This is a genomic window from Paraburkholderia sp. GAS334 (assembly GCF_050436625.1).
GTDB lineage: Bacteria > Pseudomonadota > Gammaproteobacteria > Burkholderiales > Burkholderiaceae > Paraburkholderia.
This window is the reverse complement of the sequence record NZ_JBNDMO010000005.1, coordinates 259,266-271,945: the sequence shown is the minus strand read 5'-3', so window position 1 is coordinate 271,945 and position 12,680 is coordinate 259,266. Positions and strand designations below refer to the sequence as shown.

Annotated in this window: 13 protein-coding genes and 1 pseudogene; 9 read left to right on the top strand and 5 right to left on the bottom strand. The window is 59.5% G+C overall.

Going from position 1 to position 12,680, the window contains the following annotated elements; genetic code table 11:
- Window positions 1-105: 105 nt before the first annotated feature.
- On the bottom strand, window positions 106-1,113 hold the full coding sequence (locus P3T21_RS12110; protein WP_429256163.1) for an AraC family transcriptional regulator: 1,008 nt from the start codon (window positions 1,111-1,113) through the stop codon (window positions 106-108).
- A gap of 188 nt (window positions 1,114-1,301) precedes the next feature.
- Here P3T21_RS12110 and P3T21_RS12105 point away from each other — a divergent pair, with 188 nt between their 5' ends.
- Together P3T21_RS12105 and P3T21_RS12100 are read left to right on the top strand one after the other, a co-directional pair.
- On the top strand, window positions 1,302-1,736 hold the full coding sequence (locus P3T21_RS12105) for a GFA family protein (RefSeq protein WP_429256162.1): 435 nt from the start codon (window positions 1,302-1,304) through the stop codon (window positions 1,734-1,736).
- Window positions 1,737-1,820: 84 nt separating this feature from the next.
- Complete coding sequence (locus P3T21_RS12100) at window positions 1,821-2,669, top strand: class I SAM-dependent methyltransferase (protein WP_429256161.1); 849 nt, start codon at window positions 1,821-1,823, stop codon at window positions 2,667-2,669.
- Between the two features lie 179 nt (window positions 2,670-2,848).
- Here P3T21_RS12100 and P3T21_RS12095 read toward each other — a convergent pair whose 3' ends face one another.
- From P3T21_RS12095 to P3T21_RS12080, 4 genes and pseudogenes are all read right to left on the bottom strand, one after another.
- Complete coding sequence (locus P3T21_RS12095) at window positions 2,849-3,484, bottom strand: glutathione S-transferase family protein (protein ID WP_429256160.1); 636 nt, start codon at window positions 3,482-3,484, stop codon at window positions 2,849-2,851.
- A gap of 292 nt (window positions 3,485-3,776) precedes the next feature.
- A complete protein-coding gene (locus P3T21_RS12090) occupies window positions 3,777-4,202 on the bottom strand; it encodes an organic hydroperoxide resistance protein (RefSeq protein ID WP_429256159.1) in 426 nt (141 codons plus the stop codon).
- Between the two features lie 60 nt (window positions 4,203-4,262).
- Window positions 4,263-4,337, bottom strand: a pseudogene (locus tag P3T21_RS12085) (3-oxoacyl-ACP reductase); the annotation flags it as partial.
- A gap of 253 nt (window positions 4,338-4,590) precedes the next feature.
- Window positions 4,591-5,442, bottom strand: a complete 852-nt coding sequence (locus tag P3T21_RS12080; RefSeq protein WP_429256158.1) for a LysR substrate-binding domain-containing protein — start codon at window positions 5,440-5,442, stop codon at window positions 4,591-4,593.
- 116 nt (window positions 5,443-5,558) lie between these two features.
- Between P3T21_RS12080 and P3T21_RS12075 the strand changes: the two genes are divergently transcribed.
- The 7 genes from P3T21_RS12075 (at window position 5,559) to P3T21_RS12045 (ending at window position 12,509) form a co-directional block, all read left to right on the top strand.
- Window positions 5,559-6,206 carry an FMN-dependent NADH-azoreductase gene (locus P3T21_RS12075; RefSeq protein ID WP_429256157.1) on the top strand — a complete coding sequence of 216 codons (648 nt, stop codon included), beginning with the start codon at window positions 5,559-5,561 and terminating at the stop codon, window positions 6,204-6,206.
- A 299-nt stretch (window positions 6,207-6,505) separates the two neighbouring features.
- On the top strand, window positions 6,506-7,285 hold the full coding sequence (locus P3T21_RS12070; RefSeq protein ID WP_429256156.1) for an alpha/beta fold hydrolase: 780 nt from the start codon (window positions 6,506-6,508) through the stop codon (window positions 7,283-7,285).
- A 192-nt stretch (window positions 7,286-7,477) separates the two neighbouring features.
- Window positions 7,478-8,092 carry a hypothetical protein gene (locus P3T21_RS12065; RefSeq protein ID WP_429256155.1) on the top strand — a complete coding sequence of 205 codons (615 nt, stop codon included), beginning with the start codon at window positions 7,478-7,480 and terminating at the stop codon, window positions 8,090-8,092.
- A gap of 268 nt (window positions 8,093-8,360) precedes the next feature.
- Window positions 8,361-8,564, top strand: a complete 204-nt coding sequence (locus P3T21_RS12060; protein WP_429256154.1) for a hypothetical protein — start codon at window positions 8,361-8,363, stop codon at window positions 8,562-8,564.
- An 81-nt stretch (window positions 8,565-8,645) separates the two neighbouring features.
- Window positions 8,646-9,560 carry a LysR substrate-binding domain-containing protein gene (locus P3T21_RS12055; protein WP_429256153.1) on the top strand — a complete coding sequence of 305 codons (915 nt, stop codon included), beginning with the start codon at window positions 8,646-8,648 and terminating at the stop codon, window positions 9,558-9,560.
- Window positions 9,561-9,741: 181 nt separating this feature from the next.
- Window positions 9,742-11,031 (top strand): dicarboxylate/amino acid:cation symporter, encoded by a 1,290-nt coding sequence (locus P3T21_RS12050; RefSeq protein ID WP_429256152.1) that lies wholly within the window; start codon window positions 9,742-9,744, stop codon window positions 11,029-11,031.
- On the top strand, window positions 11,028-12,509 hold the full coding sequence (locus P3T21_RS12045) for an aspartate/glutamate racemase family protein (RefSeq protein WP_429256151.1): 1,482 nt from the start codon (window positions 11,028-11,030) through the stop codon (window positions 12,507-12,509). The genes P3T21_RS12050 and P3T21_RS12045 overlap by 4 nt, the downstream gene beginning before the upstream one ends.
- Window positions 12,510-12,680 lie beyond the last annotated feature (171 nt).

The window sequence follows — 12,680 nt, the reverse complement described above, 5'->3', positions numbered from 1 at the left end:
CCTCGTGTGCATCGTACGCAGGTTGCTGCATCGCGGGAGACGCAGGCGTTCGATGTTATCACCGGGCTCGAAATGGCGTATGGCGCGTGGGTCGCTGCGGGGATTTCACGCAGCGTCTTCTGCCACGTTCGCGACAGTCCGATCCTTATGGCTTTTTCGCCAGGTCGCAGGCGGCACGCCAAATTCGCGCCTGAATGCGCGGTTGAACGCTGCCTCCGAATCGTAGCCGATCTGCTCCGCGACCACGGCCAGCGATGTGCCGCCAGCCAGCATTTGTTGCGCTGCGATCTGCAGACGCCAGCGCGCGAGATACTGCATCGGCGGCTGGCCCATCAGATCGCTGAATCGTTGCGCCAGCGCCGAGCGCGACAGACCGACCTTGCGCGCGAGTTTCTCAACGGTCCATGCGTACGCGGGCTGCGCATGCAGCATCGAAAGCGCGCGCCCGACGAAGCGATCGCGCACCCCCGCAAGCCAGCCTTTCTGGTTTTCAGGCAGCGCGTCGATGCAGCGCCGCACGGCTTCGACAAAGAGCAGTTCCGAGAGCCGCGCGAGGATGATCGTGCTGCCAGCGCGTAACTCGGACGCTTCGGTCGCGGCGAATTTGACTGACGATTCAAGCCACGCACAGTGCGGATCGCCGCGCATATCGATCTTGAAGATGCGCGGCAGCGACGACAGCAACGGATTGCTCAGCACGTCGTCGCAGGCGAGAAAGCCGCAGACCACCTGCGTGCGCGCTCCGCCGCCGCCGTGAGACAGCTTCATCACCTGGCCGGGGAACGCATCCAGCTGACCCGTCAGCAGCGTGGCGGCGGGCACCGGATCGAGATCGAGCGCGCTGCCCATCACGTGTGTTTCGCCTTGTGGCACGACGAGCAGTTCGCCCGCGTTGAGATGAATGGCCGACTCGGGCGCGTCCGGCAGCTGCGCCCAGCAGCTTCCCTCTGTGATCAGATGATATGAAACGATGCGCTCGGAGACGGGCAGATACGACGAGCGAAGCGCCGTATCCGTGCATCCTATCAGGCTCCACGGCGCAGAGAATTCCGCGTTGAGAAAAACCGCGCCGCTCAGGCGCACAACACGAAGCACGTCAGAAACGGCATCCATGAAAGTGTCCGGCAATTCGTCAATTCCGGCGTTCCGCTCAAGAAATCTGGACGCCTGATCGTTTATCGATGCGACCAACGCGCCGATACTAGCATCCACCCTGGCGCACAACAACGCGCCACGCGACGAAAGCAGCGGTCGTGACCTTAATCCGGCGGGGCGTGTACATATCACCAAGGAGACGCTATATGAGCAACGGAACATCCTACGCAGGCAGCTGTTTTTGCGGCGCTGTGCAATTCACGGTCAGCGGTGAACCCGAGGGAATGGGTTATTGCCACTGTGAGTCGTGCCGAAGCTGGTCAGCAGGCCCGGTGAACGCGTTCACGCTATGGAAACCGGAAGCAGTGCACGTCACGCGCGGCGCCGACAATATCGGCACTTACAACAAAACACCGCACAGCTTTCGCAAGTGGTGCAGAACATGCGGCGGACACATTTTCACCGAGCATCCCGGCATGGGACTCACCGACGTCTACGCTGCATCCATTCCCGACTTCCCATACGCCGCCGGCGTTCACGTTCACTACCAGGAAACCAGGCTGCCGATGAAGGACAGCTTGCCCAAGATGAAGGACCTCCCGAAAGAAATGGGCGGCTCGGGCGTTGTCGTCGTGGAATAACGCGGTCCTGCGTTTCGTTCTTTCGCATGTTGGCCTGTGTGTGCGTTGTGTGTGCGTTGTGTGTGCCTTAACTGGAGTTCAACTATGCCCTCAGAAGTATCACCACCCCCGGCTTCTACCCCTTCGCCCGCGATCGATCTTGCCGCGGTCAAAACCCGTCAGCAGATCGCGTGGTCGACGGGTAACTATGCGGTTGTCGGCACGACGTTGCAGATCGTCGGCGAAAAGCTGTGCGAGGCGCTCGACCTGCGTTCCGGTGCGCGCGTGCTCGATGTCGCGGCCGGCAACGGCAATGCATCGCTGGCGGCGGCGCGTCGCTGGTGCGACGTTACGTCGACCGACTATGTGCCGTCCCTGCTCGAATCAGGCAAGGCGCGCGCGCTGGCCGAAGGTCACGCCATCCACTTTCAGGAAGCGGACGCGGAAAACCTGCCGTTCGCTGATGCATCGTTCGATGTGGTGATGTCGACGTTCGGTGTGATGTTCACGCCGGATCAGGCCAAAGCCGCGAGCGAACTCGCGCGCGTCTGCAAACCCGGGGGGAAGATCGGCCTCGCGAACTGGACGCCCGAGAGTTTCATCGGGCAGGTGTTCAAGACGATCGGCAAGTACATTCCGCCTGCACCGGGCGTCAAGTCACCGGCACTATGGGGCACGTCGGCGCGGCTGGGCGAACTGTTCGGCACGACGGCGCTGAAGATCCATACGACCGATCGCGCGTTCGTGTTCCGCTATCGCTCGCCGGGGCACTGGATCGACGTGTTCCGGACCTGGTACGGTCCGATGAACAAGGCATTTGCCGCGCTCGACGCAGAGAAGCAGGCTGCGTTCAATCAGGACCTGATGACGCTGATCGCGAGCCGAAACCGTTCGGGTGATGAGACGCTGGTGCTGCCGAGCGAATATCTTGAAGTGGTGATCGAACGGAAGTGATGGAATGCAACGGGGACGCCTGTTACGGTTTTCGCACGTGACAGGCGGTTCGTGTCGCGTTTCCCGGCGGCGAGCCGTACCTCTTATGGCGCGCGGTTGACTGTAGAGGTCGCACGAATCGACTGCTGGGGTCTTCGCACGCGCATAGCGCGAATTGAGGCCGCTTGCGGTCGTCTTTTTTACCCCGCTTCGTCCAGCTTGATTGCAAAACCGCGCTGCACGCCGGGACGCGCGAACAAGGCCTCGTACCAACGTTTGACGTTCGGGAAGTCGTCAAGCGAGACCTGATGGCGCTCGTGTCGCCACGCCCAGCCGAGAATCGCGAAATCCGCCACGGAGATACTATCGGCGACGAATTCAACCTCGGCGAGCCGCCGGTCCAGCACGCCATAGAGTCGGCGCGTTTCCTCCGAGTAGCGCTTGAGTCCGTAACGCCGGTCGGCCTCCGACTCAATCATCCGAAAGTGATGCACCTGGCCAGGCATTGGACCGAAGCCGCCCATTTGCCACATCAGCCATTCAAGTACCGGCACGCGCTCGCGCAAGCTTGCGGGAAAGAACTTGCCTGTCTTTTCGCCAAGATAAAGCAGGATCGCGCCCGATTCGAAGACATTGATCGGTTGAGCGCCGGGTCCATCGGAATCGACGATCGCCGGGATCCGGTTGTTCGGGCTAATGCGCAGGAAATCCGGCTTGTGTTGCTCGCCCTTCGTGATGTCCACCGTCTTGACGGTATACGGCAATTCCATTTCTTCGAGCGCGACGCTGATCTTGCGGCCGTTGGGCGTGTTCCAGGTGTGCAGAGTAATAGTCATGGGAAGCGGCCTGTTATGAAACGATGTGCGTGCGTGCGGGACGATCACTGCGTACAAGCGGCCGTAATGTCCAGCAAGCGGAATGCTTTGCCTTCAGTGGGTGTTGTCCGCGTGACCATCACGATACGGGCGACAGTGGCCGTTCAAATTTGCGGCCGCAGGTTCCTGCCGGCCGAAACGTTGTACGCACACAGCGCACGTAACGGTGCGGCGAGATCGACGCGTGAATGGAACGGTCCTGCGACTCGCCAATCACAACGGCGACCAGCAGCTGATCGAACAGGATTTCAGCTTAGACGAGCGTAAGTGTCACGTCTATGTTGTTCCGCGTTGCGTTCGAATAAGGGCACACAACATGGGCCTTGTTGATGAGGTCCTGAGCCGCTTCGCGTCCCATGCCCGGCAGCGATATCTTCAACTCGACTTCGACGCCGAAGCCATTGGGAATGGCGCCGATGCCCACGGTTCCGTTGACCGACACATCAGCCGGGATAGCGATTTTGTCGCGCGCGGCAACGAATTGCATTGCACCGATAAAGCACGCGCTGTAACCGGCAGCAAAAAGCTCTTCGGGGTTGGTGCCTTTCTCGCCCTTGCCACCCAATCCCTTCGGCCTCGTCAGCTTCAGGTCCAGTCCGCCTTCCGGCGCCACGGCGCGGCCTTCCCGGCCTCCGGTAGCCTCGGCATGAGCGCGGTAGAGAACGTTTTCGATCGACATTGTCAGCTCCTTATCGATGTATCAGATAACGGGCGCAACCAGCGGCGCCCCGGTGATGCTTTAGTGCCCGGCGCTCTGGCCGCCGTCGACGTGCAGGATTTCGCCTGTCACGAACGGCGCCTCACGCACCCGTAAAGACTACGACCTTTTGGGACGTGCCCATGGAAAACCTCGAATATTGGATTCGGCTCTCTTGCCGACCGGGCCGGCAGCTCCGCCAGGTACCCAATCTAGGCGTATTGATGCTCCGGGCAAACACCCACCATGGACAAACAATTTTGCGCGAGCGGAACAAATCGGATCGCGGCTCGATAATTCATGGGCCAGCGTGGGTCGAGCGAGGTCTTGATTCCTTATCTTTGGCAGCCCGCCTTGCGCTCACCCGGCGTCATCCTTTATGCGCGAATGCCAGCACGATCGCGTTGCCCAGTTCGTCGGCGACGCCTGCCGATGCGCCCGGCGCTGTGAACATCGTGAACTCGACATCGGGCAACGCAGGCAGGCCGACATCCGGCGCGACCGCATGCAAGCCGTGCGCGAGCTGTGTATGCACGATCGGCGTCACCGCAAAGCCGGCCTGCGCGGCGGCACACAGGCCTGCGCCGCTGGGGCATACCAGCACGACCCGGTAATCGCGGCCGGCGCGAGCGAGCGCGGCCAGCGCGGCCTCGCGATACGGGCAAGGTTCTGGAAGCAGCGCTAGCGGCACCGGCACGCCAGGCGCAGGCGAGGCCCACGTCGCGCCGGCCCACACGAGCGGCTCGCTCCACAGCACGCGTCCTGGGCGGGCATCCTGGCAGCGTCCGCCGATCACCACGTCGAATTCGCCCTGGTCCATCGCCTGCAGCAGTTGGGCCGGTATGCCGACCCTGATACTGAACGCGATGCGTGGGTAGCGTACCGCGAATGCCTGCATGACATTCATCAGCCTGACGTTGGCGAGGTCTTCTGAGAGGCCGAGACGGATCGCGCCCTCGCTGGGTCCGCGAAACAGCTGCGCCTGCGCATCATGATTGAGCGCGAGGATGGCGCGCGCGTAACCCAGCAGCAGTTCGCCGTCCGCCGTGAGCGTGACCGAGCGCGTGGTGCGCGCGAGGAGGTCGCGGCCGGTCTGCTTCTCCAGACGCCGCAGATGCGCACTAACCGCGGACTGCGTCAGATTGAGACGGGCGGCGGCGTGTGTGAAGCCTCCTTCCTGGACGACGGCCACGAAAGAGCGGAGCAGAACGGTATCGAACATGGGATAGTCCTTGCCAATACAGTGCGAATGCAACTGAATAGGGCGATGATACTTCGTTTATATTTTGAATTGAAATATGTTCTGATGGCGGCAGTCAACCTACCTGGAGTAGTCCCATGCCGACCTTATTGCATATCGAATCGTCGCCACGCAAAACGCGGTCTGCGTCGCTCGACGTTGCACGTGCCTATCTGGAGGCCTGGCGAGACGCTCATCCGGATCATCCGATCGACGTGCTCGACCTGTGGGCGATCGAGTTGCCGGAATTCGACGGCGACGCGCTCGATGCCAAATACGCGGACCTGAGCGGCACGCCGCTAAGCGTTGCCCAGCAGCAGGCGTGGGCGGGCATCCGGCACCTCGCGCAGCGGTTGCACGACGCGGATACGTTGCTGCTCTCCGTGCCGCTGTGGAATTTTTCCATTCCGTACAAGCTCAAGCATTTCATCGACGTCGTGTCGCAGCGAAACATCCTCTTCTCATTCGATGAGCGTGGGTCCCGGGGCTTGCTGGAAGACAAGAAAGCAGTGGTGATTTATGCGAGAGGCCTCGACTATTCAGTGCAGTCGGGCACGCCCGCCCATTCGTTCGATTTTCAGCGGCCCTATATGGAAGCGTGGCTGCGATTTGTCGGCGTCACCGACGTCGAATCGATTGTCGTGGAGAAAACGCTCTTTGGCCCCGAAGTCGATCACGCGGCGAGACAGGCGGCGCGCGAACGGGCAGTGGCGCTGGTGGGGGCGGCTTCCGTTTCGGGTCGGTAGCTGAATTATCCCGAGCTACTAAAGCGTAGCGCCACGGCTTACTCCGCCGACATTCGTTACGTGGTGTATGAACTGTTTTGCGCAGTGGTTATAGCGAATCACGTTGCCCTTCGCGACCTGCTGCTCCACTATTTGAAGCGCTTCTCGCAATACGGATCGAGCACAAGGTTCGCTCTTTCAACATTATTAATTGGACTCCTTACCGTATCGACGGCGCAGATCTAGCCCTCGCGGAAACTGACGACGCGTGTGTGCGATATCGCCGCTTCCATTCCTGCCTTTTTTAACGAGGTACTGCTTTGAACACGCTGATAAAGAAATGGTCGTTGTCGCTGGCCGTCGCCGGTTGTCTGTTATCCACCGCTACTGCGCAGGCCGCGTCCGACCCGGACCTCGCAGGCAAGAACGTCGTTCTGGTACATGGCGCCTTCTCGGACGGATCGAGCTGGGACAAGGTGATTCCTCTCCTCGAAGCAAAGGGCCTGCATGTGACGGCTGTGCAAAACCCCCTGACGTCCCTCGGCGATGACGTTTCGGCCACAACCCGCGCGATCGGGCGGCAAAATGGTCCAGTGGTGCTGGTCGGCCATTCGTGGGCGGGCTCTGTCATCACGCAGGCGGGCAACGACGACAAGGTCAAGGCGCTCGTGTATGTCGCAGCATTCGCTCCGGACAACGGACAATCGGCTAACGACATTCAAAAAGACCTGCCGGCACCGTCATGGGCAGCCGAAATTCATAAGGACGCTGCGGGTTTCCTGACGCTGTCCGATAAGGCGATCGCGGAAGATTTCGCGCCCGATGTTTCGCGGGCGCAAGCGCGTCTGCTCGCTGCGACACAAGAGCCGTGGTTTTCAGGCTGTCTCACCGAAAATATCGGTCACGCAGCATGGCATGACAAGCCGTCCTGGTATGTCCTCACGACGAAAGACCATATAGTCGGTCCCGCATTCCAGATGAAGATGGCGAAACAGATCGGCGCTACGGTCGTCAATGTGGAGGCGAGTCACGTACCGATGCTGTCGAAACCTCAAGAGGTCGCTGCCGCAATCATCTCGGCAGCGCGGCAGGCAAAGTAGCAGCGCGCGCCCGTTGTTCAGAAACCCGCCGACAGATTTGAAGCGAAATCGGTTAATTCGCTCCAGGCGACGAATCGCGCGGCGAGTCGTCTAGCAAGTCCAGTTCGACGCCGCACTCGCCGGCAACTGGTTCGGTGGGTCCTAAGCAAGATTGACTGTCTTCAAGACACCCAGCATATCTGGAGAATCCATATGTCAATGCACAAGAAACTGTGCGCTTTTCTCGCCACCCTTACATTGGCCTGCGTCTCGTTCGCGCAGACGTCCGACGTCAAGCCCGAACGTATCCGCGGCGAAATTGTGTCGCTTCGCGGCGACGTCCTGAAAGTGCATCGCCGCAGCGGTGGCACCGTTTCGATTGAAGTCAAGCCTGACGTCGCGGTAACGGCCCTCAAGGTGGTCAAGCTCTCCGACGTCAAAGTGGGATCGTATGTTGGGACGCCAGCAATTGCGGGCCCGGACGGAAAGCTGACTGCTACTTCAGTTCTGCTTTTTCCGGAAGCAGCGCGTGGCACACAGGAAGGACATTTTGCCTATGATTTTGGCCCCAATAGCACGATGACGAATGCCAACGTGGACAGTCTTGTTACAGCTGCCAGCGGTCGCGAGCTCAAACTCTCCTATAAGGGAGGCAGTAATACCGTGACGGTGCCGGAAAACGTGCCGGTCGTGACCTTTGCTCAGGCGACGCGAGCCGACCTCACATCGGGCAAGAAGGTGATTGTGGTCGTGACCCCGGCTCAGCATGGTGTCTTTGAGGCGCACGTGGTTCTGGTAGAAAAAGACGGGGTTGTGCCGTCGCTGTAATGGCAATCGGGCGCCGCTGCGCCCGGTTTTTCCATGCTCCATCGCATAGGCAAAAAGCTGGACGCTAAATCGCACCTGACGACAGCAGCGGTCCGCACACGATTAAGCAAAACGAGCTTGGGAATTTTCGCCTACTGCTACAAATTGTAGTGATCTCCACCAACAGGCGAGATAGGTACGTGATGAAGAACGTCGATTCCGTCTGAGATTGCTACTGCCACGAATGATATATGCGTCCCTAAAGCGGATTTTCGTATGGAGGTCAGGCATGCTTCAAGTGACTGTAGAACTGTTGCCTGGTGATGGGGAACACGGCAAGCGGATCCTCGCGCGGGCTGACAATGGCCAGCCCTCCGCCACGCTTGCAGGCTCGATCGAGAAGTCACCGGGATGCAGGGCGCTTACGCGCTCGGCGTTGTCGCTGAACATACATGACGGCGCGGATCGAATTGAAATCGGACGCGTTTCATGACGTGTCCGAGACATCCGCCAGCGTAGAATCACACACTCACTTCGAGGTACGCTCCATCGCTGCACGTAATATGGATCCGACATGGAAATCAAGTGGATTGAGGACTTCATCGCTCTCTCGCAGTATCAGAGCTTCTCGCGGGCGGCGGAGTTCCGGAATGTCACCCAGTCGGGGTTCAGCAGGCGCATTCAGTCGCTTGAGCAGTGGGTTGGCGCGGACCTCATTGATCGCAGCAGCTTCCCTCCAACTCTGACGCCTGCCGGACAACTGTTTCGCGAGGCAGCGGTAGACATACTGGGAAAGCTATTTGATACGCGAGCCATCATTCGTATTGACCAACGCATGGCGGGCAAAGGCTTGCAGATTGCAGCGGGTCATACGATCGCGCTAAGTTTCCTGCCCGGCTGGCTGAAAGCGCTCACTGGCCGTTTCGGGGAGGTACGTGCCCGGGTGATACCCACCAATGTCCACGACTCCATCCTGATGCTCGTGAACGGCAACTGCGAACTGATGTTTGCATATCATCACCCGGAACTCCCCCTCCATCTCGATCCGATCAGGTACGAGCATCTCACCGTGGGCGTCGATGTACTGATACCTGTCTGCCGGCCAAACCCACGTGGTGCGCCCATATTCCGGTTGCCGGGAACGGCGGCCCGTCCATTGCCGTTGATTTCGTATACAGAAACCAGCTATTTCGGCCGCTGCCTCGCACTCCTTTTGAGTCGGGTCGACACGACGCCAGCTTTGCGGCCTCATTACGAGTCCGACATGGCCGAGGTTCTCAAGAAACTGGTGCTGGAAGGCGAAGGAGTCGCCTGGCTTCCCAAAAGCTCGATCATCGCCGAGCTCGACGCGGGTGTTCTGGTTCCAGCGGGCCGGGAGGCATGGACTCTTGAAGTCGAACTTCGCGTCTACCGGGATGCCTCAAATCGCAATGAGTTTTTGGACACGCTTTGGCGCCACCTTCGCGCCGCGTCGCAGTCCGTCGATTAGGGGTTATCCCGCCTTATGCGAGTTTCGCATATCCCTATGCAAGACCCGCATCGCGTCTTTTTTGATCATCTCTATCATCCGTCCATACACAGAAACGCCGCCCCGCTAACGGCGTTTTTGCCTCCTGCTAGCGTACGGTGGTCACGTCAGACCTTTGTGCGCCTTTCTCGGACTGATGGAAATGAAAAACCGCCTTACTTTCTATATTCTGGTCGGCATGGCGCTCGGCGTGATTGTCGGTTACATGTGCCATCGGAATGTCGCCGATGCTGCAGAAGCGAAGGCAATCGCAGGCTACTTCTCGATCATTACCGATATCTTCTTGCGGCTTGTGAAGATGATTATCGCGCCGCTAGTCTTCGCCACGCTGGTGTCCGGGCTCGCCGGAATGGAAGGGACGAGCGACGTGCGCAGAATCGGGCTCAGGTCGGTGGGATGGTTCGTGTGCGCCTCGCTTTTCTCGCTTGCGCTTGGTCTCGTCCTTGCGAATGCTCTGCAGCCCGGCGCCGGCTTGCATATGACGCAGACCAGTTCCGATGTTGCCACCGGCCTCAACACCGCGGGTCTGAACTTCAAGGACTTCGTCACGCATGCGTTTCCTTCCAGCATCATCGATGCCATGGCTCGAAATGACATCCTGCAAATCCTCGTCTTTTCTGTCCTGTTTGGCGTCGTCCTGAGTGCCATCAGAAAGGACCCGCGTGTCGCACCGCTGATCGCCTGCGTAGACGCGCTCGTACCCGCAATGCTGAAGCTGACCGACTATGTGATGCGACTCGCGCCCGTTGGTGTTTTCGGCGCCCTTGCATCCGCGATTACTGTGCACGGCCTGGATGTGCTGACCACGTATGGCAAGCTCGTCGGCAGCTTCTACCTCGGTCTCGCGCTGCTGTGGATTGTCCTCATCCTCGTCGGTCATGTCTTTCTGGGCAAATCGATCTGGATGTTGCTAAAAGCTGTCCGGGAGCCTGCGATGCTCGCCTTTTCGACCGCGAGCAGTGAGGCCGCCTATCCGCGTCTGACCGAGAAGCTGGAAGAGTTCGGTATCGACAAGAAGGTCGTTGGCTTTACGTTGCCGCTCGGCTACGCGTTCAATCTCGACGGATCGATGATGTACCAGGCGTTTGCCGCGATTTTTATCGCGCAAGCATTCGGCATCGACATGCCGCTCAGCGCTCAAATCATGATGTTGCTGGTCCTTATGTTGAGCAGCAAGGGCATGGCCGGCGTCGCAAGAGGTTCCGTGGTGGTGGTCGCTGCGGTTGCCCCGATGTTTCACCTCCCCCCGTCTGGCGTGGTGCTTATCCTCGCCATTGATCAGATTCTCGATATGGGGCGAACCGCCACGAACGTGATTGGTAACAGTATCGCGACGGCTGTTATTGCGAAGTGGGAGACGAGGCGGGTCGTCAAGCGGATCGACGAAGAGGACAGCGTTGCCTTGGGCCAATTGCGAGGCGAGACGAAATGAACAGCGCAAGGGTGCTGAGCGGGAAAAAGTTCGGCGTGGTGGGCGGTCTGGGTCCGCTGGCGAGCGCGGACGTCTTTTTCAAGCTGGTCAAATCGACGCCCGCGTCGAGCGATGCAGAGCACGTCGACGTCATTTTTGAGCAGCATCCCTTCCGAAGCGCGGCTATAGGCAGTGAGGCGACGACTCAGCGAAAACTGTACATTTTCGACATGATCAGCGGCTTCGAGAAGCGAGGCGTGACGACCGTCGTACTCCCCTGCTTTCTCAGCCACACGTTTATCGATGAGCTCAAGGCGAACTCGCCCTTGCAGATTGTCGATATGGTCGAAGCCGTCCGCAGCCATGTTCGAAGGAAATTTCCGGCTGCCCGGCGAATCGGCGTGCTGACCTCGGACTACACCAGTCGAAAAGGGCTATTTGAAAAGTATTTCGCGGCGCCGGAGTTTGAAGTTATTCATCCCCGCCCACGTGACGGCATCGATCTCATCACCGAAGCCGTCTACGGCGAGAACGGCGTCAAGAGTGGAAACCTGTCTGGCCGGCCCGTTGCGCTTCTGCGCGAGGCGTGCGAGGACCTCATCGCGCAAGGTGCAAATATCATTGTGCCGGGCCTGACAGAGATTGCGCTCGTGGCTGAGGAAATGGGCCCTTTTCGAGTGCCACTGATCGATTCGAATCTCGCGTATGCGCAGTACGTGATAGCGGGCGATTACGGTTTGCCCGAATCCTTTTTCAAAGTGGGTGTAGTCGGTGGAGTTGGGCCCGCGGCTACGGTGGATTTCATGCAGAAGATCGTGCGCAACACGCCGGCGAATCGGGACCAGGACCATATCAGGCTTCTGATTGAACAGAACCCCCAGATTCCCGACCGCACAGAAAACCTGATAGGTGACGGGCCCGACCCAACTATTTCGCTTTACGCGACCTGTAAGAAGCTCGAGTCGGGCGACGCGGACCTCATCGCTATTCCGTGTAACACCGCTCACGCATTTGTTGAACGCATTCAACCGTATCTGGGCATACCGATCGTCAATATGCTGACAGTTACGGTTCGCCATCTCAGGGAGACGTTTCCGCTGCTGCGCTCCGTTGGCGTGCTGGCAACCTCGGGCACGATCGCAAGCGGCGTCTACGAGAAAGCCCTCGAATCAGAGGGGTTGCGGCAAATCGTGCCTGAAGCGGAATTGCAGGCCCGCGTGATGGAAGCGATCTACGGCAAGGAAGGGGTGAAAGCGGGATTCACCACCGGGCGATGCCTGGACGATATCGCCGCTGCCATTGACGGACTCATTGAAGAAGGCGTCGAAGTCATCATACTGGGATGTACCGAGTTGCCGCTTTTACTGCCGCAGGCGAGTTTCGTAGGCACGACCGGCGCACGCGTCAGCCTGGTCGATCCAACCGATGTCCTTGCACAGCAATGCGTGGCCCTGGCGACGGCGGCAGCGGAACGGCCCCTTACCCGATCAGCAGACTAACCCGGTCAAAGTCGCTGACTAACGCGGCATACCAGCGAGCGCGGGGTAACGAAGTTCCGCAGTCATTGGACACCTGTGGATCGATGCTGACACCCGCCGAACGTATCGAGCACGACGTGGACGCCTGTAGAAAGTAGTACTGCCTGGTGACGTTGACATGCCACGTCCTTC

What these genes read in the sequence shown, in the direction of transcription:
- P3T21_RS12110 (WP_429256163.1), bottom strand. Translation starts at nt 1,113, where the DNA reads ATGGATGCCGTTTCTGACGTGCTTCGTGTTGTGCGCCTGAGCGGCGCG.
- P3T21_RS12100 (WP_429256161.1), top strand. Translation starts at nt 1,821, where the DNA reads ATGCCCTCAGAAGTATCACCACCCCCGGCTTCTACCCCTTCGCCCGCG.
- P3T21_RS12045 (WP_429256151.1), top strand. Translation starts at nt 11,028, where the DNA reads ATGAACAGCGCAAGGGTGCTGAGCGGGAAAAAGTTCGGCGTGGTGGGC.
- P3T21_RS12095 (WP_429256160.1), bottom strand. Translation starts at nt 3,484, where the DNA reads ATGACTATTACTCTGCACACCTGGAACACGCCCAACGGCCGCAAGATC.
- P3T21_RS12065 (WP_429256155.1), top strand. Translation starts at nt 7,478, where the DNA reads ATGTCAATGCACAAGAAACTGTGCGCTTTTCTCGCCACCCTTACATTG.
- P3T21_RS12090 (WP_429256159.1), bottom strand. Translation starts at nt 4,202, where the DNA reads ATGTCGATCGAAAACGTTCTCTACCGCGCTCATGCCGAGGCTACCGGA.
- P3T21_RS12050 (WP_429256152.1), top strand. Translation starts at nt 9,742, where the DNA reads ATGAAAAACCGCCTTACTTTCTATATTCTGGTCGGCATGGCGCTCGGC.
- P3T21_RS12060 (WP_429256154.1), top strand. Translation starts at nt 8,361, where the DNA reads ATGCTTCAAGTGACTGTAGAACTGTTGCCTGGTGATGGGGAACACGGC.
- P3T21_RS12075 (WP_429256157.1), top strand. Translation starts at nt 5,559, where the DNA reads ATGCCGACCTTATTGCATATCGAATCGTCGCCACGCAAAACGCGGTCT.
- P3T21_RS12105 (WP_429256162.1), top strand. Translation starts at nt 1,302, where the DNA reads ATGAGCAACGGAACATCCTACGCAGGCAGCTGTTTTTGCGGCGCTGTG.
- P3T21_RS12055 (WP_429256153.1), top strand. Translation starts at nt 8,646, where the DNA reads ATGGAAATCAAGTGGATTGAGGACTTCATCGCTCTCTCGCAGTATCAG.
- P3T21_RS12080 (WP_429256158.1), bottom strand. Translation starts at nt 5,442, where the DNA reads ATGTTCGATACCGTTCTGCTCCGCTCTTTCGTGGCCGTCGTCCAGGAA.